The 19,049-nt window shown below is 68.0% G+C and carries 18 protein-coding genes; 8 read left to right on the top strand and 10 right to left on the bottom strand.

The genetic code is table 11. The features are described 5' to 3' along the window. Window positions 1–9: 9 nt before the first annotated feature. Window positions 10–783 carry a hydroxyacylglutathione hydrolase gene (gene gloB / locus AC07ZS_RS27325; RefSeq protein ID WP_494801596.1) on the bottom strand — a complete coding sequence of 258 codons (774 nt, stop codon included), beginning with the start codon at window positions 781–783 and terminating at the stop codon, window positions 10–12. Between the two features lie 104 nt (window positions 784–887). Between gloB and AC07ZS_RS27320 the strand changes: the two genes are divergently transcribed. The 4 genes from AC07ZS_RS27320 to AC07ZS_RS27305 all read left to right on the top strand — a co-directional run bounded on the left by AC07ZS_RS27320 (window position 888) and on the right by AC07ZS_RS27305 (window position 6,508). After that, window positions 888–1,667, top strand: a complete 780-nt coding sequence (locus AC07ZS_RS27320; protein WP_494801595.1) for a class I SAM-dependent methyltransferase — start codon at window positions 888–890, stop codon at window positions 1,665–1,667. 45 nt (window positions 1,668–1,712) lie between these two features. Continuing rightward, window positions 1,713–2,147, top strand: a complete 435-nt coding sequence (gene rnhA / locus AC07ZS_RS27315; protein WP_494801594.1) for a ribonuclease HI — start codon at window positions 1,713–1,715, stop codon at window positions 2,145–2,147. A gap of 116 nt (window positions 2,148–2,263) precedes the next feature. Further along, the gene (locus AC07ZS_RS27310) at window positions 2,264–3,397 is read left to right on the top strand and encodes an efflux RND transporter periplasmic adaptor subunit (RefSeq protein ID WP_494801593.1); all 1,134 of its coding nucleotides are present in this window, start codon (window positions 2,264–2,266) and stop codon (window positions 3,395–3,397) included. Window positions 3,398–3,421: 24 nt separating this feature from the next. Next, a complete protein-coding gene (locus tag AC07ZS_RS27305; RefSeq protein ID WP_494801592.1) occupies window positions 3,422–6,508 on the top strand; it encodes an efflux RND transporter permease subunit in 3,087 nt (1,028 codons plus the stop codon). Between the two features lie 6 nt (window positions 6,509–6,514). Here AC07ZS_RS27305 and moeA read toward each other — a convergent pair whose 3' ends face one another. The 4 genes from moeA to AC07ZS_RS27285 all read right to left on the bottom strand — a co-directional run bounded on the left by moeA (window position 6,515) and on the right by AC07ZS_RS27285 (window position 10,489). Then, window positions 6,515–7,792, bottom strand: a complete 1,278-nt coding sequence (gene moeA, locus AC07ZS_RS27300) for a molybdopterin molybdotransferase MoeA (RefSeq protein ID WP_494801591.1) — start codon at window positions 7,790–7,792, stop codon at window positions 6,515–6,517. Window positions 7,793–7,819: 27 nt separating this feature from the next. Next, the gene (mobA, locus tag AC07ZS_RS27295; RefSeq protein ID WP_494801590.1) at window positions 7,820–8,443 is read right to left on the bottom strand and encodes a molybdenum cofactor guanylyltransferase MobA; all 624 of its coding nucleotides are present in this window, start codon (window positions 8,441–8,443) and stop codon (window positions 7,820–7,822) included. Window positions 8,444–8,452: 9 nt separating this feature from the next. Beyond that, entirely contained in the window at window positions 8,453–9,568 is a 1,116-nt protein-coding gene (gene moaA / locus AC07ZS_RS27290) for a GTP 3',8-cyclase MoaA (RefSeq protein ID WP_494801589.1), read from the bottom strand. Window positions 9,569–9,658: 90 nt separating this feature from the next. Next, entirely contained in the window at window positions 9,659–10,489 is an 831-nt protein-coding gene (locus AC07ZS_RS27285; RefSeq protein ID WP_494801588.1) for a metal-dependent hydrolase, read from the bottom strand. A gap of 121 nt (window positions 10,490–10,610) precedes the next feature. Between AC07ZS_RS27285 and AC07ZS_RS27280 the strand changes: the two genes are divergently transcribed. Next, window positions 10,611–11,234: a TetR/AcrR family transcriptional regulator gene (locus tag AC07ZS_RS27280; protein WP_494801587.1), complete on the top strand. Its 624-nt coding sequence runs from the start codon at window positions 10,611–10,613 to the stop codon at window positions 11,232–11,234. A 15-nt stretch (window positions 11,235–11,249) separates the two neighbouring features. Here AC07ZS_RS27280 and AC07ZS_RS27275 read toward each other — a convergent pair whose 3' ends face one another. Continuing rightward, window positions 11,250–13,313, bottom strand: coding sequence for a sodium-translocating pyrophosphatase (locus tag AC07ZS_RS27275; protein ID WP_494801586.1), 2,064 nt, complete (start codon window positions 13,311–13,313; stop codon window positions 11,250–11,252). A gap of 303 nt (window positions 13,314–13,616) precedes the next feature. On the opposite strand from AC07ZS_RS27275, the gene ppa reads away from it, so the two are divergent. Then, entirely contained in the window at window positions 13,617–14,156 is a 540-nt protein-coding gene (gene ppa, locus AC07ZS_RS27270) for an inorganic diphosphatase (RefSeq protein WP_494801585.1), read from the top strand. A gap of 11 nt (window positions 14,157–14,167) precedes the next feature. Here ppa and AC07ZS_RS27265 read toward each other — a convergent pair whose 3' ends face one another. After that, window positions 14,168–15,337: a GNAT family N-acetyltransferase gene (locus tag AC07ZS_RS27265; RefSeq protein WP_494801584.1), complete on the bottom strand. Its 1,170-nt coding sequence runs from the start codon at window positions 15,335–15,337 to the stop codon at window positions 14,168–14,170. A gap of 56 nt (window positions 15,338–15,393) precedes the next feature. Between AC07ZS_RS27265 and AC07ZS_RS27260 the strand changes: the two genes are divergently transcribed. Both AC07ZS_RS27260 and AC07ZS_RS27255 read left to right on the top strand, forming a co-directional pair. After that, complete coding sequence (locus tag AC07ZS_RS27260; protein ID WP_494801583.1) at window positions 15,394–17,073, top strand: NAD+ synthase; 1,680 nt, start codon at window positions 15,394–15,396, stop codon at window positions 17,071–17,073. A 70-nt stretch (window positions 17,074–17,143) separates the two neighbouring features. Then, window positions 17,144–17,482, top strand: coding sequence for a P-II family nitrogen regulator (locus AC07ZS_RS27255; protein WP_494801582.1), 339 nt, complete (start codon window positions 17,144–17,146; stop codon window positions 17,480–17,482). 18 nt (window positions 17,483–17,500) lie between these two features. Here AC07ZS_RS27255 and AC07ZS_RS27250 read toward each other — a convergent pair whose 3' ends face one another. The 3 genes from AC07ZS_RS27250 to AC07ZS_RS27240 all read right to left on the bottom strand — a co-directional run. After that, on the bottom strand, window positions 17,501–18,088 hold the full coding sequence (locus tag AC07ZS_RS27250) for an LOG family protein (RefSeq protein ID WP_494801581.1): 588 nt from the start codon (window positions 18,086–18,088) through the stop codon (window positions 17,501–17,503). Window positions 18,089–18,105: 17 nt separating this feature from the next. Beyond that, window positions 18,106–18,495, bottom strand: coding sequence for a diacylglycerol kinase (locus AC07ZS_RS27245; protein ID WP_494801580.1), 390 nt, complete (start codon window positions 18,493–18,495; stop codon window positions 18,106–18,108). A 14-nt stretch (window positions 18,496–18,509) separates the two neighbouring features. After that, the coding region (locus AC07ZS_RS27240) for an RDD family protein (protein ID WP_494801579.1) at window positions 18,510–19,049 on the bottom strand (540 nt) is incomplete at its 5' end.

Genomic DNA, 19,049 nt, shown 5'->3' with positions numbered 1-19,049 from the left:
AGGCAGGGGTCATCTGAAATTGTTTTTCCATTCGCGCAGCGTGGCGAAAACCGATACGGGATCGGCGGCAATGCCCGGCTCATGGGCCTGGGCGGATTGCACGACCGCGGTTTCGTCCGTGCGCAAAAAGGGATTGATCTGTTTTTCCAGCCCGATGGAGCTGGGCAGCGTGGGAAAGTTCTGCGCGCGTTGCGCCTGGCAGCGGGCGGTGTAGGCCGCCAGCTCGGCATTGCCAGGCTCGACCGCCTGCGCGAACTTGAGGTTGGACAGCGTGTATTCGTGGGTGCAACACACGCGGGTGTGGCTGGGCAGGGCGGCCAGCCGGGTGAGCGAATCCAGCATCTGGGCCGGCGTGCCCTCGAACAGGCGGCCGCAGCCACCCGAGAACAGCGTGTCGCCGCAGAACAGCAGCGGTGCACCGTCCATGGCAGGCGTGTAGTAGGCAATGTGCCCGGCGGTGTGGCCCGGCACCTCGATCACGTCGAAGCGCAGACCGAGCACCTCCACCGACTCACCCTCGCCGACACGCTGCAGCGGTTCGGGCATGGGCTCGTAGGCCGGGCCGATCACGCGCGCGCCGGTGGCTTCGCGCAGTTCGACGACACCGCCGGTGTGGTCCGCGTGGTGGTGGGTGATCAGGATGGTGTCCAGCCGCAGGCCTTCCTGCTTCAGCCAGCGGGCCACGCCGGCGGACTCGCCGGGGTCCACGACCAGCGCCCGGGCGCCGTCGTGCAGGGCCCAGATGTAGTTGTCGCTGAAGGCCGGGATCGGAATGAGATGCATGGGGTGAATGTCGGGTAAGGGCGTGTAGAGTGCGGGCTGGCCTTCCCGGTGGTTTGCAGTGTCGCAGACTTCCCACCGGAACCGGCATCGGCCCCACACCGCACATGACCGCAAAAATTATAGGGTTGACCGATTGGTTTTCGACCGCGCCCGGCCAGTACCTGCTGGCGTGGGAGCAGGACCAGTTCGACCTGGCGGTGGCCGATCTGTTCGGCTACAACGCCTTGCAGCTCGGTCTGCCTCAGTTGGAGGGTCTGCAGGCCAACCGCATGCCGCACCGCTGGCTGGCCCTGCCCGAGGTGTTGTTGGCCGGCCAGGAGGCGCGCGCTGCGCGCGTGGCCCTGATCACCGATGCCGCGGCCCTGCCGTTCCCGGAAGCCAGCCTGGACCTCGTGGTGCTGCCCCACACGCTGGAGTTCAGTGCCGACCCGCACCACGTGCTGCGCGAGGTGGAGCGCGTGCTCGTGCCGGAAGGCCGGGTGGTGATCTCCGGCTTCAACCCCGCGAGCCTGTGGGGCCTGCGCCAGGGGCGCGGTCGCTTCTGCGGCCGGATCGGCCTCAACGCCTTTGGCGCCTCCAGCCTGTACCTGCCCGAGGCGGGCGATTTCATCGGCCCCTGGCGGCTGCGCGACTGGCTGAGGCTGCTTGGTTTTGAAGTAGAGTCGGACCGCTTCGGCTGCTACCGCCCGGCGATGCACACCGAGACCTGGTTGCAGCGCTACGCCTGGCTGGACCGCGCGGGCGCCCGCTGGTGGCCCATCTTCGGGGCGGTCTACTTCGTGGTGGCGGTCAAGCGCGTGCGCGGCATGCGCCTGCTGGGCCCGGCCTGGAAGCCGCGCCGCGCCGCTTCGGCTGCCCCGGTGCCGGTGACCCACCGGCACTGATTGCCGCCGCGCATCCCCCTTCTTTTTTGTATTCAGGAGTTTGGTTTGAACCATGTGGTGATCTACACCGACGGTGCCTGCAAGGGCAACCCGGGGCCGGGAGGCTGGGGCGTGTACCTCAAGTCGGAGGGATTCGAGAAAGAGCTGTGGGGCGGCGAGCGCGAAACCACCAACAACCGCATGGAACTCACCGCGGTGATCGAAGGCCTGGCCGCGCTCAAGCGCCCCTGCCAGGTGTCGCTGTACCTCGACAGCCAGTACGTGCGCCAGGGCATCACCGAGTGGATCCACGGCTGGAAACGCAAGGGCTGGGTCACGGCCTCGAAGCAACCGGTGAAGAACGCCGATCTCTGGCGCAAGCTCGACGGCCTGGTGCACGCCGGGCCCCACCAGATCGAATGGCACTGGGTCAAAGGCCATGCTGGCGATCCGGGCAATGAACGGGCCGACGCCCTGGCCAACCGGGGCGTGCCGGGCTGAGTTTCTGAGGGGAAATCCGGTCACCGGTCGCCCCTCGCCGCTGCTACATTTCGTTTCATCGATCTGTGCCGTACCCCCGCGGGTAGGGCGTCCTTTCCCCCGGGGCAGTGGAATCCATGGCGAACAAAGCGCTTTACGTGGTGGTGGCCGTCGTCGGCATCGGGCTGGCCTCCGGTGCGGCCTGGTGGCTGCAGAACCGGGACAAGGCGGCGGCGCCCGTGGCCGGCACGGGCACCGGCGCAGGACCGGGGGCCGCCGGGGGTGGCGCACCCGGCGTGGAAGTGACCCGGGTGAAAACCATCCGGCTGCAGGACGATGCCCAGGCCGTGGGCACGCTGCGGTCCCGCCAGAGCGTGACGCTCAAGCCCGAGACCAGCGGCCGGGTGGCCCGGATCGTCTTTGCGGACGGCGCCCGGGTCAAGGCCGGGCAACTGCTGGTGCAACTGGACGACACCTTGCAGCGGGCCGAGTTGAGCCAGGCGCAGGCCCAGCTGTCCATCGCGCGCGCCAATCTCAAGCGCAATCAGGAGCTGGTGGCACAGAACTTCGTGGCCCAGCGCGTGGTCGAGGAAAGTCAGGCCAACCTGCAAGTGGCCGAGGCCCAGGTGGCCCTTGCCGATGCGCGGCTGCAGCGCATGCGCATCACCGCCCCGTTCGCCGGCACCGTGGGTTTGCGCAGCATCAACCTGGGGGCCTACGTGAAGGACGGCGACAGCCTCGTGAACCTCGAGGACACGTCCATGCTCACGGTGGACTTCCGGTTGCCTGAGCGCTACCAGAGCCAGCTCGCCCCGGGCCAGGTGGTGCAGGTGCAGCTCGATGCCCTGCCGAACCGGCCGTTCGAGGCCAAGGTGCTGGCGGTGGACCCGCTGCTCGACGCCAACGGCCGCTCGATCTCCGTGCGCGCCGTCATGCCGCCGGCGGCCGACAACGTGCTGCGCCCCGGCATGTTTGCGCGCGTGCTGATCGTTTTCTCGGTCAACGAGCGCGCGCTGGTGGTGCCCGAGGAAGCGCTGGTGCCCCAGGCGGGAAAGCAGTACGCCTACGTGCTCGACGAACAGGGCGAGGGTGACGCGAAGAAGCGCCTTTCGCGCCGGGTCGAGGTGGCCCTGGGCGCGCGCCGGGGCTCGGAGGTCGAGGTGGTCAGCGGGCTGCAGCAGGGCGACGCGGTGGTGATCGCCGGCCAGCAGCGGCTGCAGCGCGACGGCACGGCCGTGAGGGTCGTGAACATGGCGGCGCTGGCCCGCTGAGCGCGGCCCGTTCCTGGAGTCTCCATGCAATTGCCTGAGATCTCGATCCGGCGCCCGGTGTTCGCCTCGGTGCTGTCCCTGCTCATCCTGCTGGTGGGCATCGTGTCGTTCAACGGCCTGACGGTGCGCGAGTACCCCAAGATCGATGAGCCCACCGTCACGGTCTCCACGCGCTTCGGCGGGGCGTCCAGCGAGGTGATCGAATCGCAGGTCACCAAGCCGCTGGAGGACTCGCTCGCGGGCATCGAGGGGCTGGACGTGATCACCTCGATCAGCCGACAGGAGCAGAGCCAGATCACGGTGCGCTTCAAGCTCGAGCGCGACCCCGACTCGGCCGCCGCCGACGTGCGCGACAAGGTCAGCCGCGTGCGCCAGCGACTGCCGCAGGACGTGGACGAGCCGGTGATCGCCAAGGTGGAGGCCGACGCCTCGCCCGTGATCTGGCTGGCCCTCACCTCCGACACCCACAGCGCGCTGCAGCTCAGCGACTTCGCCAACCGCCTGGCCAAGCCGGTGCTGCAGACGGCGCCCGGCGCGGCCGAGGTGCGCGTGTACGGCGAGCGCCGCTACTCCATGCGCATCTGGATGGACCCGGACCGCCTGGCCGCCTACGCGCTGACCGTGCAGGACGTCGAGGACGCGTTGCGCCGCTCCAACTTGGAGGTGCCGGCCGGTCGCATCGAGAGCACGCTGCGCGAGTTCAACGTGACCGCCGCGACCGACCTGCAGACGCCCGCGCAGTTCGCGGCCGTGGCGATCCGCACCATCAACGGCCAGACCATCCGCATCGGTGACGTTGCACGGGTGGTGCAGGCGCCGCAGGACGAGCGCACCTCGGTGCGGCTCAACGGCCGCGACGCGGTCTCGCTCGGCGTGATCCGGCAGGCGACGGCCAACCCGCTGGAGCTCTCGGCCGCCGTGCGGCAGATGCTGGAGAAGGTCAAGCAGGACCTGCCGGCCGGCGTGAACGTGGATGTCGCCAACGACAACTCGGTCTTCATCGACCGCTCGATCAAGGCGGTCTACACCACCATCGCCGAGGCCGTGGTGCTGGTGGCGCTGGTCATCTTCGTGTTCCTGCGCACCCTGCGCGCCTCGATCATCCCGCTCATGACCATCCCGGTCAGCCTGATCGGCGCGTTCGCACTGATGGCGATGTTCGGCTTTTCCATCAACACGCTCACGCTGCTGGCCCTGGTGCTGGCCATCGGCCTGGTGGTGGACGATGCCATCGTGATGCTGGAGAACATCTACCGGCACATCGAGGAGGGCATGAAGCCCTTCGACGCGGCGATCCAGGGCGCGCGCGAAATCGGCTTCGCCATCGTGGCGATGACGCTCACGCTCGCTGCGGTGTACGCGCCGCTGGCCTTCACGCCCGGCCGCACCGGCCGCCTGTTCGCCGAGTTCGCGCTGGCGCTGGCCGGCGCGGTGGTGGTCTCGGGTTTCGTGGCGCTCACGCTCTCGCCCATGCTGTGCTCCAAGCTGCTGCGGCACAACCCGAACCCGGGCCGTTTCGACCGCGGCATGGAGCGCGTGCTCAACGCCGTCACGCGCGGCTTCAGCCGCGCGCTGGGCGCCTCGCTGCGGGTGCGCTGGCTGGTGGTGGCCGTCATGGCCGGCAGCGCGCTGGCCAGCGCGTGGATGCTGCAGACCATGCGCCAGGAGCTGGCGCCGATCGAGGACCGCGGCGTGATCCTGGCGAACATCAACGGCCCGGACGGCGCCACGCTCGCCTACACCCGCAAGTACGCCGAGGCGATCGAGAACATCGCCCAGGACTACCCCGAGTTCGACCGCATCTTCGTCAACGTGGGCAACCCCTCGGTGGCCCAGGGCGTGGTGTTCATGCGCGCGCTGCCCTGGGAAGAGCGCGAGCGCTCCACGCAGCGGATCGCGCGCGAGATCACGCCGCGCCTGGCGTCGCTGCCGGGCATCAGCGCCTTCCCGATCACACCGCCCTCGCTTGGCCAGGGCTTTCGCGAGCGCCCGATCAACTACGTGATCGTCACCTCCGACAGCTACGAGAACCTGGCGCAGACCGTGCGCCGCTTCCAGGACGAACTCAGCAAGAACCCGGGCCTGGTGCAGATCGACACCGACCTGCGCCTGAACAAGCCCGAGATCCGAATGGACGTGGACCGCGAGCGCGCGGCCGACATGGGCGTGAACGTGGACGCCATCGCGCGCACCGTCGAGACCATGCTGGGTGGCCGCATCGTCACGCGCTACAAGCGCGATGGCGAGCAGTACGACGTGGTGGTGCAGACGGTCTCGGGCAACCGCAGCACGCCCGAGGACATCGACCGCCTGTTCGTGCGCGGGCGCAACGACGCGATGATTCCGCTCGCCTCGCTGGTGAAGATCAGCGAGGTGGTGGTGCCGCGCGAGCTCAACCACTTCGGCCAGCGCCGCAGCGCGTCCCTCACCGCCAACCTGGCGCCCGACTACGCGCTGGGCGAAGCGCTGCAGTTCATGGACAAGACCGCGCGCGAGGTGCTTCCCGCGGGCTACACCACCGACCTGAACGGCCAGAGCCGCGAGTTCCGCAACGCCTCGGGCTCGCTGGCCATCGTCTTCGCGCTCTCGCTGCTGTTCATCTACCTGGTGCTGGCGGCGCAGTTCGAGAGCTTCGTCGATCCCTTCATCATCATGCTCAGCGTGCCGCTCTCAATGATGGGCGCGCTGCTGGCGCTCAAGCTGACGGGCGGCACGATCAACGTGTTCAGCCAGATCGGGCTCATCACGCTGGTGGGCCTGATCACCAAGCACGGCATCCTGATCGTGGAGTTCGCCAACCAGCTGCGCGACCAGGGCCTGGAGAAGTTCGAGGCGGTCCGGCAGTCGGCCGCGCTGCGCCTGCGCCCCATCCTGATGACCACCGGCGCCATGGTGCTGGGCGCCATCCCGCTGGCGTTGGCGTCCGGTGCGGGGGCCGAGAGCCGGCAGCAGATCGGCTGGGTGATCGTGGGCGGCATGAGCGTGGGCACGCTGCTGACCATCTTCGTCGTGCCCACCATGTACACGCTGCTCTCGCGCGACAAGTCCCATTCAAAGGCGAAGGCCGCGCAGCACGGTGGCCACCCCGAGGCCGCCATCCCGGCCAAGTGAGCCGGGTCAGATCGCGCCGTCGAACATCATCACGTCCACCGGGTCGCCCACGGCCACATTGCCTTGGCTGTGGTGCAGCACGATCAGGCCGTTGGCCTCGACCATCGAGCTGAGCACGCCCGAACCCTGGTTGCCCGTGGTGCGCACGCTGAGCGCGCCGTCGGGCGTGCGGGTGACGATGCCGCGCTGGTACTCGGTGCGGCCCGGCTTCTTGCGCAGGGCTTCGCCGCTGCGTGCCTGCAGCAGCACCGGCGCGCTGGCCGTGCCGCCCATCAGGCGCTGCAGGGCCGGGCGCACGAAGGCCAGGAAGGTGACCATCACCGCGACCGGATTGCCCGGCAGGCCGAACAGCACGGCGCTCTTGCCAGCCTCATCGATGCGGCCGACCGCCATGGGGCGGCCCGGGCGCATCGCGATGCGCCAGAAGGCCACGTCGCCGAGCTGCTTCATCATGGCCTTGGTGTGGTCGGCCTCGCCCATGCTCACGCCGCCGCTGGTGATGATGGCGTCGGCCTTGAGGGCGGCGGTGCGGAAGGCCGCTTCCAGATCGGCCGGCTCATCGCGCACCACGCCCATGTCGATCACCTCCACGCCCAGGCGGGTGAGCAGGCCGAAGACGGTGTAGCGATTGCTGTCGTACACCGCGCCTTCGCGCGGCGCTTCGCCCAGGCTCAGGATCTCGTCGCCAGTGGAGAAGTAGGCCACCTTCACACGGCGAAACACCTTCACGCTGGGCAGGCCCAGGCTGGCCAGCAGGCCCAGCGCCGCCGGGCCCAGCGCCTGGCCCTGGCGGAGGGCGGCTTCACCGGCCATGAGGTCTTCGCCCAGCAGGCGGCGGTTGTCGCCCGCGCTCACCACGTTGGGCGGCACCTCGATGCGCTCGCCCTCCGCTTTCACGAATTCCAGCGGCACCACGGTGTCCAGCCCGGCCGGCATGATGGCGCCGGTCATGATCTTCAGGCACTCGCCCGCACCCACGGCGCCGGCCCAGGCCTTGCCTGCGAAGGCGGTGCCCACGACGCGCAGGCCCAGCGGCTCGCCCGGGCGCAGCTGCCGGCTGTCGAAAGCGAAGCCGTCCATGGCGGAGTTGTCGTGCGGCGGCACGCTGATGGGCGAGACCACGTCCTGCGCCAGCACGCGGCCCAGTGCGTCGAACACGCCCAGGTCTTCGGTGGCGGTGACCGGCTCGACCAGGCGGGCCAGGAAGTCGTTGACGCGCTCGGCGCTGATGGCCTGCGGGTCGTAGCCCTGCAGTTCGGCCGCGATCTGCTCGATGGATTTCATGGACAAACGAACGGATGGCCGGGGCGCTCAGCTCTTTTCGAGGGCGTGCAGTTCGGCCAGGGTGTTGGTGTTGAAGAAGGCCTTGGGGTCGTCGCCCGGCCGGTCGAAGGGCACGATCACCGTGCGGTGCTGGTCGGTCCAGCGGTCGATCTTGCGCCCGCCGGCCTGGGTGAAGACCAGCAGGCTTTCCATGAGCTCCACCCGCAGCAGGCAGAACACCGGCTGGGGTCGCAACTGGCCGTCTTCTTCCCGTGCGGCGGCCATGGCGATCTCGGTGCGGTCGTCCTCGAAGGCTTGCGCCAGGCGCACGGCGAGGTCGAGCGGGAAGAGGGGGGTGTCGCAGGGTGCCGTGAGCAGGTAGGGCGTTTCGCAGCGCTCCAGGCCGGTCATGAAGCCGGCCAGGGGCCCGGCGTAGCCGTCCAGGGTGTCGGGCCATACCGGCACGCCGAAGGCCTCATAGGCCGCGAGGTTGCGGTTGGCGTTGACCATCTGCCCGCCGACCAGCCCGCCTTCCTGCATCTGCAGCCGCAGCAGGGTGTGCAGCGCCAGCGGCGTGCCGTTGAAGTTCTGCAGGCCCTTGTCGACGCCGCCCATGCGCGAGCCGCGACCGCCGGCGAGCACGAGGCCCGTGATTTGATGGGAGTGGATCATCTGTTGTGCTTAACCGCCGATGTAGCTCATCTCGACACGACGTGTACCTGCACCGGCCTCGGGCGGTAGGCTGGCGCGCAGCTCGGAGTAACGGTCGCTGCGGCCTTGCCAGATCGCCGCGATCGCGCTGGCGAGCTGCTCGTCCGTGGCGTTGCCGCGAATCAGGTGGCGCAGGTCGTGGCCCTGGCTGGCGAACAGGCAGAGGTAGAGCTGGCCTTCGGTGGACAGGCGGGCGCGGTTGCAGTCGCTGCAGAAGGCCTGCGTCACGCTGCTGATCACGCCGATCTCGCCCGAGCCGTCGGCATAGGCCCAACGCTCGGCGGTTTCGCCCGGGGCCGACGCGTCGAGCTGCACCAGCGGGAGTTCGCGGTGGATGCGTTGCACCACCTCCGCGCTGGGCATCACCTCGTCCATGCGCCAGCCGTTGGTGGCGCCCACGTCCATGTATTCGATGAAGCGCAGCACGATGCCCGTGCCCTTGAAGTGGCGGGCCATGGCCAGGATCTCGTGGTCGTTGGTGCCGCGCTTGACCACCATGTTGACCTTGATCGGGCCCAGGCCTGCGGCCTGCGCGGCGGCGATGCCGTCGAGCACATCCGCGACGGGAAAGTCCACGTCGTTCATGGCGCGGAAGATGGTGTCGTCCAGGCCGTCCAGGCTGACCGTGACGCGCCGCAGGCCGGCGGCCTTGAGGGCATTCGCCTTGCGCGCGAGCAGCGAGCCGTTGGTGGTCAGCGTGATGTCCAGCGGTTCGCCTTCCACCGTGCGCAGCGCGGCCAGCTGTTCGATGAGGATTTCGAGGTTCTTGCGCAGCAGCGGTTCGCCGCCGGTGAGGCGGATCTTCTGCACGCCGTGCGCGACGAACTGGCGGGCCACGCGCGTGATTTCCTCGAAGGTCAGCAGCGAGCTGTGCGGCAGGTAGGGGTAGTCCTTGTCGAAGATGTCCTTCGGCATGCAGTAGCTGCAGCGGAAGTTGCAGCGGTCGGTCACGCTGATGCGCAGATCGCGCAGCGGGCGGCCCCGCGCGTCGACGAGCCAGCCCGTGGGGGCCGAGGCCACCGGGGGCACGCGCGCAGGCACGGAGGCCAGGCGCTGGTCGATCAGGGGAATGACGCGTTCGGACATGGGCCGATTATGGGCGAGTGACCACCAGAGCGCACCGCCATGCCCGGGGGTACCGGTGTCGCCACGAGGGCATTTCCGGTCGGAGCCGGGTCAGGCCGGCTCGGCGCGTCCCACCCGGGTGTATTGCGTGGCGTTGTCGCGCAGCCAGTGGGCGGAGAGCTCGCTGGATTGCTGGTCCGGGTGGAAGTCGCGGCGGAAGTAGGCGCGCCAGGGCTTGAAGGACTGGCGCAGCAGGCCGTCGCGGCCGAGCATGTGGCGGGCCGCGCTGCGCCAGGTGCTCCAGCGCCAGAGCGTGCCGTCGCGCTTCAGGTTGTTCACCGTCTGGCGCAAGGTGTCGGTGAGAAAGACCAGCGTGATGCGGCGCATCCAGGTCGTGCGCCAGGTGTGGCTGCCGCCCAGCGCCTGGTACAGGTCGAAGGCGGTGCATTTGTGTTCGGCCTCTTCGGCGCTGTGCCACAGCCACAGGGTTTTCAATCGGGGTTCGCTGCCGTCCAGCAACTGGGGGTGCGACAACAGCCACTCGGCGAACAGGGCGGTGAAATGTTCGTTGGCCGCCGTGATGGCCAGGCCGTGGCGCGGGTCGGTGCCCTCCAGCTGCTGGAGGCGCTCGCGCGCCCGGGGCTCCCAGTCGTTCACCAGGCCGTGCTTTTCGATCTGCGCGTTGAACAGCGCGTGGATGCGCCGGTGGGTGGCCTCCTGGCCCACGAAGCCCTGGACTTCGGCCTGCAGCCCGGTCTGGCGCTCGGGCGGCAGGGTCTTGAAACCGTTGCGCACCGAGTCGATGAAGAACTGCTCGCCGATGGGAAAGCTCATCGACAGCGCGTTGAACCAGGCGGTGAGAAAGGCGTCGCCGCCGCACCAGTGGCGGGCCACGGGTTGTTCCAGATCGATCAGCAGGCGGCGGACAACGAGTTCGGTCATGGCGTGGGTGAGGGTGTCAAACAGATTGGTACCGTGTCGTACCAGTCCGCGATGGTGCGTGTTTCGGTGCGGGCTGTCAAGCGGTGAACGATCGGGGGTGCAGGCCCTAAGATGCCCGTCCATGAAACCGAAAAACACCCGCAGCGACGACGCCTCCGTGCCGAACGAGCACCGTGGGCGCCTGCTGCAGGCCATGGCCACCGTGGCGGCGGCCCAGGGGCTGGCGGCCACGTCGATCGCGGCCGTGGTGGCCGAGGCGGGTGTGTCCAAACGGACGTTTTACGAGCATTTCACGGACAAGGACGCCTGCTTTCTCGAGCTGTACCGGGCGGCCAGTGCGTCCGCGCTGCGCACCTTGCGCGAGGCCGTGCGACCCGAACAGCCTTGGCAGGACCAGGTCGAGCACGCCCTGGGCGCGTATTTCGCGCACCTCGCCAGCGGCCCGCAGCTCATCCGCATGCTCTTTGTCGAGATCCATCACCTTGGGCCGGCAGGGGCGCTGGTGCGCCGTGAGGTGATGCAGCACCTGGCCGATTTCATGCTCGAGACCATCAACGCGGACGGCGAGGTGCTCACACCCACCATGGCCGTCGCGGCCGTGGGGGGCATTCAGGAGCTGGTGCTGCAGGCGATCGAACGTGGCGAAGCGGCCCAGCTCGATCGCCTCACACCCAGTGCCCGCGCGGTGGTTCGCCTGCTGGCAGGGGCCACCCAGAAAAAAGGCCCGCCGAAGCGGGCCCTTTGAACTGCTGAGGCAGGATCAGGCCGCCAGCGGCAGCAGCGGCACGATCAGCAGTGCCACGATGTTGATGATCTTGATCAGCGGGTTGACGGCCGGGCCGGCCGTGTCCTTGTAGGGGTCGCCCACGGTGTCGCCGGTCACGGCGGCCTTGTGCGCCTCGCTGCCCTTGCCGCCGTGGTGGCCGTCTTCGATGTACTTCTTGGCGTTGTCCCAGGCGCCGCCGCCGGTGCACATGGAGATGGCCACGAACAGGCCGGTGACGATGGTGCCCATCAGCAGACCGCCGAGCGCCTTCGGGCCCAGGAACACGCCGACCAGGATCGGCACCACCACGGGCAGCAGCGAGGGAATCACCATTTCCTTGATGGCCGCCGTGGTCAGCATGTCGACCGCCTTGCCGTACTCGGGCTTGGCCGTGCCTTCCATGATGCCGGGGATCTCCTTGAACTGGCGGCGCACCTCCACCACCACCGAGCCGGCGGCGCGGCCCACGGCCTCCATCGCCATGGCGCCGAAGAGGTAGGGGATCATGCCGCCGATGAACAGGCCGATGATCACCATCGGGTCGCTCAGGTCGAACTTGATCTGGTGGCCGTAGGTTTCCAGCTTGTGGGTGTAGTCGGCGAACAGCACCAGCGCGGCCAGGCCGGCGGAGCCGATGGCGTAGCCCTTGGTCACGGCCTTGGTGGTGTTGCCCACCGCGTCCAGCGGGTCGGTGATGTCGCGCACGCTGCTGGGCAGTTCGGCCATTTCGGCGATGCCGCCGGCGTTGTCGGTGATGGGGCCGTAGGCGTCCAGCGCGACCACGATGCCGGCCATGCTCAGCATGGCGGTGGCGGCGATGGCGATGCCGTACAGGCCCGCCAGCGTGTAGGAGGCCACAATGCCGACGCAGACGAACAGCACCGGCCAGGCGGTGGAGCGCATGGACACGCCCAGGCCGGCAATGATGTTGGTGCCGTGGCCGGTGGTCGAGGCCTGGGCGATGTGCTTGACCGGCGAGTACTGCGTGCCGGTGTAGAACTCGGTGATCCAGACCAGCGCGGCGGTCAGCACCAGGCCGACGGCGCAGGCGCCGAACAGGCGCAGCTGGCTGCCGGTGGCGGTGATGGCGTTGTCCGGCATGATCCAGCCGGTCACGAACCAGAAGGCGATCAGCGAGAGCACGCCGGCGATCGCCAGGCCCTTGTAGAGCGCGGGCATCACGTTCTTCATGCCCGGGCTGGCCTTCACGAAGAAGCAGCCGACGATGGACGCCAGGATGGACACCCCGCCGAGCACCAGCGGGTAGAGCACGGCCTGCATGGGCGCGGCCGCGACCATGAGGGCGCCGAGCACCATGGTGGCGATCAGCGTGACCGCGTAGGTCTCGAACAGGTCGGCCGCCATGCCGGCGCAGTCGCCCACGTTGTCACCCACGTTGTCGGCGATCACCGCCGGGTTGCGCGGGTCGTCTTCCGGAATGCCGGCTTCCACCTTGCCCACCAGGTCGGCGCCCACGTCGGCGCCCTTGGTGAAGATGCCGCCGCCCAGTCGCGCGAAGATGGAGATCAGCGAGGAGCCGAAGGCAAAGCCGATCAGCGGGTTCAGCAGCTTGGCCAGGTTGGCCGCCGGCGTGAGGTTGCCGTTGCCCACCAGGAACCAGAAGAAACCGGTCACGCCCAGCAGGCCCAGGCCCACCACCAGCATGCCGGTGATGGCGCCGCCGCGGAAGGCCACGTCCAGCGCCGGGCCGATGCCCTTGGTGGCGGCTTGTGCGGTGCGCACGTTGGCGCGCACCGAGATGTTCATGCCGATGAAGCCGCAGGCGCCCGAGAGCACGGCACCGAGCACGAAGCCGATGGCGGTGGGGCCGTCGAGGAAGACGCCGATGAGGATGGCCAGCACCACCCCGACGATGCCGATCGTCTTGTACTGCCGGGCGAGGTAGGCCGCGGCGCCGGTCTGAATGGCCCCGGCGATTTCCTGCATGCGGGCGTTGCCCGCGTCCTGAGAAAGAATCCAGCTGCGGGACCAGAAGCCGTAGATGACGGCCACCAGCCCGCAGACCAATGCAAAGATCAGCGCAGATTGTCCAACCATGAGAAATACTCCTGCTTGTTTCGACTTGGAGGGGGCAACGCCTCCGGGGCTGCCCCCGCTGCGTTGCTTCCTCGCTGCCGGTTTGCGCTGCGTTGCACAGCGTTGAAACAGGGCGATTGGCCAACCCCTTGAATTTAGCGGGGAAATGCCGCTTGGCCATCCTTTCTGGCCGGGTTTGTCAGCCTGGAGTCGGTAAAATCAGGGTAAATCCTAGGCGCGCCGGGCCGAATCCCGGCGCGCCTTTGTCCACCGGCAGGCCTGCCGGGGCGGAACGCCCCTTTTTCAAACCACGACCTCATCAACATGGCTCTTGACAACGTCACCCCTGGCAAAAACGTTCCCGAATCGTTCAACGTGATCATCGAGATCCCGATGAACGCCGACCCGATCAAGTACGAGGTGGACAAGGAAACCGGCGCGATCTTCGTGGATCGCTTCATGAGCACGGCCATGCACTACCCGACCAACTACGGGTATGTGCCGCAGACGATTTCCGGCGACGGCGACCCGGTCGACGTGCTCGTGATCACGCCCGTGCCCCTCATCCCCGGCGTGGTCGTGCCCTGCCGCGCGATCGGCATCCTGAAGATGCAGGACGAGGCCGGCGAAGACGGCAAGGTGCTGGCCGTGCCGACCGACAAGATCCTGTCGATCTACACCCAGTGGCAGAAGCCCGAAGACCTGAACCCGATGCGCCTGAACACCATCCAGCACTTCTTCGAGCACTACAAGGACCTGGAGCCCGGCAAGTGGGTGAAGGTGATCGGCTGGGAAGGCAAGGACGCCGCCCACCAGGAAATCCTGGACGGCATCGCCAACTACAACAAGGCCAACAAGGCCTGATCAACCCCGGCTCAAGGCGTTGCCTTGAGCGGATTTCGCAAGGCCAGGTGATCGAGGTACTCCCCGATGCCCTGGCCTTCGCGTTCCAGGAAGCGCTCCACTGCGTCGGCGAACGCGGGGTGGGCCAGCCAATGGGCGCTGGTCGTCTTCACCGGGAGCAGGGCGCGCGCCATCTTGTGCTCGCCCTGGGCGCCACCCTCGAAGCGGACGAAACCGTGCGCCAGGCACCAGGCCAGCGGCTGGTAGTAGCAGGCCTCGAAGTGCAGGCAGTCCACCCGCTCCAGGGCGCCCCAGTAGCGCCCGTAGGCCACGCGGGTCTTCTCATCGATCCCGATCAGGCTGCAGGCCATGGGCCGGCCTTCGCGCTCGGCGATGAACAGCAGCCAGTATTGGGGCATGGTCCTGGCCATGCGGTGGAAAAAATCCCGACTCAGGTAGGGCGCGTTGCCATGCTCGAGGTAGGTGCGCTCGTAGCAGCGGTAGAAGAAGTCCCAGTCGGCCTCTGAAATGTCGGTGCCGCGCGACCAGCGGAACCGCACGCCCGCGTCCGCCACCTTGCGCCGTTCCTGCCGGATCTTCTTGCGCTTCTCCTGCTGCAGGCTGCCCAGGAAGTGCTCGAAGTCGTTGAAGGGCTGGCCCTTCGCATCCTGGTGGGTCCAATGGAACTGGACGGTGTGCCGGAGCATCAGGCCGGCGGCATGACACGCGTCGATGTCGCGGGGTTGCACGAAGAGCAGGTGCAACGACGACAGCTGTTCCTCGCGGGTGTGCGCGATCAAGGCCTTCACCAGTGCCGCGCGCGAAGCCGGATCGCGGGCCAGCAGGCGCGCGCCCGGCACCGGCGTGAAAGGCACGGCCACCAGCGCCTTCGGGTAGTAGTCCAGGCCATGCTGGGCGTACGCGTTGGCCCAGGCCCAGTCGAACACGTACTCGCCGTAGGAATGGCTCTTCAGGTACATCGGGCAGGCTGCGTGCAGCACGTCGCCGTGCCACAGCGTCACGAACTGGGCCTGCCAGCCGGCGGCCTCCCGCGCGCTGCCGCTGAGGTGCAGGGCGGACAGGTACTCGTGGCGCATGAAGGGACTGGGGTCGGGCTCGTGGTCGAGCAAGGCGTTCCAGGCGCCGGCATCGACCGCCTGCGGTGAGGCGAAGACCCGGGTGACATAATCGATTTCAGACAAACACGGCTCCCGCCCACCGCGTTTTCGCGGCCTTTCCTGCAAGGTTTCCAGACCCCATGACTCTCTCCATTTGCGTGGCCCAGCTCAACTTCGTGGTGGGCGACATGGTGGGCAACGCCCGGAAAATCGTCGATGCCGCCATCCAGGCCCATGCCCGTGGCGCGCGCCTGCTGCTCACGCCGGAACTGGCCCTCTGCGGTTACGCCGCGGAAGATCTTTTCCTTCGACCGGCGTTCATCGACGCCTGTGATGATGCCCTCAAAGTCATTGCGACCGGGACGGCCCACCTCAAAGGCCTGCACATCGTGGTGGGACATCCGGCGCGGGCCCCCGGGACGACGATCGAGCGGCGCGAACGCAGCGTGGCCGTGGCCTACCTGCACAACGCGGCGAGCGTGCTGTGCGATGGCCGGGTGACCCACACCTACGCCAAACGCGAGCTGCCCAACTACCAGGTGTTCGACGAGCGACGCTATTTCGTGCCCGGCGACGCGCCTTGCGTGATCGACGTGGCGGGTGTGAAGGTGGGTCTGCTGATCTGTGAAGACGCCTGGTTCGACGCCCCTGCCGCCGACGCGCGGGCCGCCGGTGCCGATGTGCTGGCGGTCATCAACGCTTCGCCTTTCCATGCCGGCAAAGGCGGCGAGCGCGAAGCCACCATGCGCGAGCGCGTGCGGTCCACCGGCCTGCCGCTGGTGTACGCGCACCTGGTGGGCGGGCAGGACGAGATCGTCTTCGAGGGCCGCAGCTTCGTGCTGGCGGCCGACGGTGCCCTGGCTGGCCGTGCGGTGAGTTTCGAGGAGACGCTGTTCGACGTGGCCTTCACGCGGGAGGGGGCCGGCTGGCAGATCACCGCCGCGACCGATCGTGCCCACAGCCCGGAGGCGGACCTGTGGCATGCCCTGGTGCTGGGGGTGCGCGACTACCTGGGCAAGAACGGCTTCCCGGGCGCCATCCTGGGCCTGTCGGGCGGCATCGATTCGGCGCTGGTGCTGGCCATCGCGGTCGATGCGCTGGGCAAGGACCGGGTGCGCACGGTGATGATGCCGTCGCCGTACACGGCCGACATCTCCTGGATCGATGCCCGCGACATGGCCGCGCGCATGGGCGTGCGCTACGACGAGATCGCCATCGCGCCGCAGTTCGAGGCCTTCAAGGCCAGCCTGGCGAGCGAGTTCGCCGGGCTCCCCGAGGACACGACGGAAGAGAATTTGCAGGCGCGCATCCGCGGCACCTTGCTCATGGCGCTGTCCAACAAGTTCGGCAGCATCGTGCTGACCACCGGCAACAAGAGCGAGATGGCCACGGGCTATTGCACGCTGTACGGCGACATGGCCGGCGGTTTTGCTGTCATCAAGGACGTGGCCAAGACCATGGTCTTCAAGCTGGCCCGCTGGCGCAACGCGCACGACCCCTACGGCACGGGCGCCAACCCGATCCCCGAGCGCATCATCACGCGACCGCCCAGCGCCGAACTTCGACCGGACCAGAAGGACCAAGACAGCCTGCCGGAATATCCCGTGCTGGACGCGATCATCGAGCGCTACATGGAGAACGACCAGAGCCCCGAGAGCATCGTGGCCGCCGGCTTCGAGCGGGCCGACGTGGACAAGGTGGTGCGCCTGATCCGCATCAACGAATACAAGCGCCGCCAGGCGCCCGTGGGCATTCGCGTGACCCACCGCAGCTTCGGCAAGGACTGGCGCTACCCGATCACCAGCAAATACCGCGCCTGAGGTTGGCGCCTGCGTTGGGCATAATGAAATCCAGTTATCTCTTTCCCGCAACGCCCCCCGGAGCTCCCGAATGAAACAAATCACCGCCGTCATCAAACCGTTCAAGCTCGAGGAAGTGCGCGAGGCCCTGGCCGAGCAGGGCGTGACCGGCTTGACCGTGACCGAGGTGAAGGGCTTTGGCCGGCAGAAGGGCCACACCGAGCTCTACCGCGGTGCCGAGTACGTGGTGGACTTCCTGCCCAAGGTGAAGATCGAAGTGGTGGTCAAGACCGACGACGTCGATCGCTGTGTGGACGCGATCATCCGCGCGGCCCGCACCGGCAAGATCGGTGACGGCAAGATCTTCGTGACCTCGGTCGAGCGCGTGGTGCGCATCCGCACCGGCGAAGAAGACGAAACGGCGGTCTGAGCCCCGCCGCTCCGACACTCAGATTGCTTCGATCCGGGGTTCGGGCGCGAGCCCGGCGGACTGAACCAGTTCGGGCAACAGGGTGGCCGGATCTCGGCCCACGCGGATCAGGTCCATCTGCCAGGCGTTCATGAACTGCTGTTCGACGCCGGTGCGCAGAAAGGTCTCCAGGCCGTCGTAGTAGCCGCCCACGTTGAGCAGGCCGACTGGCTTGTCGTGGTAGCCGAGCTGGCGCCAGGTCCAGACCTCGAAGAACTCCTCGAAGGTGCCGATGCCGCCCGGCAGCGCGACGAAGGCGTCGGCCCGCTCCGCCATCATGCGCTTGCGCTCGTGCATGGTGTCGACCACGTGCAGCTCGGTGCAGCCGTGGTGTGCCCATTCCTTTTCCACCAGCGCTTTCGGAATGATGCCCACCACGCGGCCGCCGGCGGCCAGCGTGGCTTCGGCGACCACGCCCATCAGGCCGTTGCGGCCGCCCCCATAGACCAATTGGCCGCCGCGTTGGCCGATCCACTCGCCCACGGTGCGGGCGGTCTCGGTGAAGGCGGGGTGGGCGCCGGGGCGCGAACCACAGTAGACACAAAGGGAGAAGTTCGGAGAGGTCATGGGGAGAGGGAAGGGTGTCAGGCCCAGTGGGCCCACAGGGCGGCGATCCAGATGCCGGCGCACAGCACAAGGCTGAGCAGCACGGCGGCGCTGCCCATGTCCTTGGCACGTTTGGACAGATCGTGCCACTCGGGCCCGATGCGATCGATGGCGGTTTCAATGCCGGTGTTGAGCAGCTCCACCACCATCACCAGCACCACCGAGGCCACCAGCAGGGCCGTCTCGACCCAGGTGCGGCCAATCCAGAATGCCGCTGGGATCATCACCATCGAGGCCAGGGCCTCCTGGCGAAAAGCCGTCTCGCCCCAGCCCGAGCGCAGGCCTGCCAGGGAGTAGCGAAAGGCGTGGGCCATGCGGGTGAGGCCGGTGCGGCGCTTCTGGGCGTCAACGGGTTCCTGGTCGTTCATCGTGCGAGGGCGGTTCAGCGCTTGGCGCGCGGTGGCGCGGGTGGCGGGGCCTGGTGCACCAGCCGGGTGCCTGCGAGGGCGTCGTGGAGGAACTGGCGCTGCGGGTGGAAGCGGGAGAGCAGGGCCCAGATCACGATCCAGCCGCACAGCAGCACGGTCAGCTCGCCGCCGGGCAGGCCCATGAGGCCTGAGACCGCCAGCGGGGGCAGCAACCAGAGCCAGGACAGCACGTAGCGCAGCAGGGCGCGGGCCTGGGTGATCGCCTTCCCTTGGCGGTCCACGACACGGATGTGCCAGGTCTTCATGGCCAGCGTCTGGCCCTTGGCCCAGAACCAGGTGAAGTAGATCCCGAACACGACAAACAGGAAGGCCTGCTGTGCATGCCGGTTGTCCAGCGCGTTCCGGGTCTGGGTGAGGGTGGAGAACAGGTAGCCGGCGATGAACACGACGCCGAACATGAGCATGCCTTCATAGAGCCAGCACGCCATGCGTCGGCGCAGGGACGGCGCGATCAGAGCAGGTTCGGCGCTGGAAGTGGGGGGCGTCAAGGGAGG

This window comes from Hydrogenophaga sp. GW456-12-10-14-TSB4, from assembly GCF_059424305.1.
This window is presented reverse-complemented; position numbering and strand designations above follow the sequence as displayed.

Excerpts from the sequence above, each read along its gene's own strand:
- AC07ZS_RS27305 (WP_494801592.1), top strand. The coding sequence starts at position 3,422 with ATGCAATTGCCTGAGATCTCGATCCGGCGCCCGGTGTTCGCCTCGGTG.
- AC07ZS_RS27245 (WP_494801580.1), bottom strand. The coding sequence starts at position 18,495 with ATGAACGACCAGGAACCCGTTGACGCCCAGAAGCGCCGCACCGGCCTC.
- AC07ZS_RS27250 (WP_494801581.1), bottom strand. The coding sequence starts at position 18,088 with ATGACCTCTCCGAACTTCTCCCTTTGTGTCTACTGTGGTTCGCGCCCC.
- AC07ZS_RS27285 (WP_494801588.1), bottom strand. The coding sequence starts at position 10,489 with ATGACCGAACTCGTTGTCCGCCGCCTGCTGATCGATCTGGAACAACCC.
- ppa (WP_494801585.1), top strand. The coding sequence starts at position 13,617 with ATGGCTCTTGACAACGTCACCCCTGGCAAAAACGTTCCCGAATCGTTC.
- AC07ZS_RS27280 (WP_494801587.1), top strand. The coding sequence starts at position 10,611 with ATGAAACCGAAAAACACCCGCAGCGACGACGCCTCCGTGCCGAACGAG.
- AC07ZS_RS27310 (WP_494801593.1), top strand. The coding sequence starts at position 2,264 with ATGGCGAACAAAGCGCTTTACGTGGTGGTGGCCGTCGTCGGCATCGGG.
- mobA (WP_494801590.1), bottom strand. The coding sequence starts at position 8,443 with ATGATCCACTCCCATCAAATCACGGGCCTCGTGCTCGCCGGCGGTCGC.
- AC07ZS_RS27260 (WP_494801583.1), top strand. The coding sequence starts at position 15,394 with ATGACTCTCTCCATTTGCGTGGCCCAGCTCAACTTCGTGGTGGGCGAC.
- AC07ZS_RS27255 (WP_494801582.1), top strand. The coding sequence starts at position 17,144 with ATGAAACAAATCACCGCCGTCATCAAACCGTTCAAGCTCGAGGAAGTG.
- moeA (WP_494801591.1), bottom strand. The coding sequence starts at position 7,792 with ATGAAATCCATCGAGCAGATCGCGGCCGAACTGCAGGGCTACGACCCG.
- AC07ZS_RS27320 (WP_494801595.1), top strand. The coding sequence starts at position 888 with ATGACCGCAAAAATTATAGGGTTGACCGATTGGTTTTCGACCGCGCCC.
- gloB (WP_494801596.1), bottom strand. The coding sequence starts at position 783 with ATGCATCTCATTCCGATCCCGGCCTTCAGCGACAACTACATCTGGGCC.
- AC07ZS_RS27275 (WP_494801586.1), bottom strand. The coding sequence starts at position 13,313 with ATGGTTGGACAATCTGCGCTGATCTTTGCATTGGTCTGCGGGCTGGTG.
- moaA (WP_494801589.1), bottom strand. The coding sequence starts at position 9,568 with ATGTCCGAACGCGTCATTCCCCTGATCGACCAGCGCCTGGCCTCCGTG.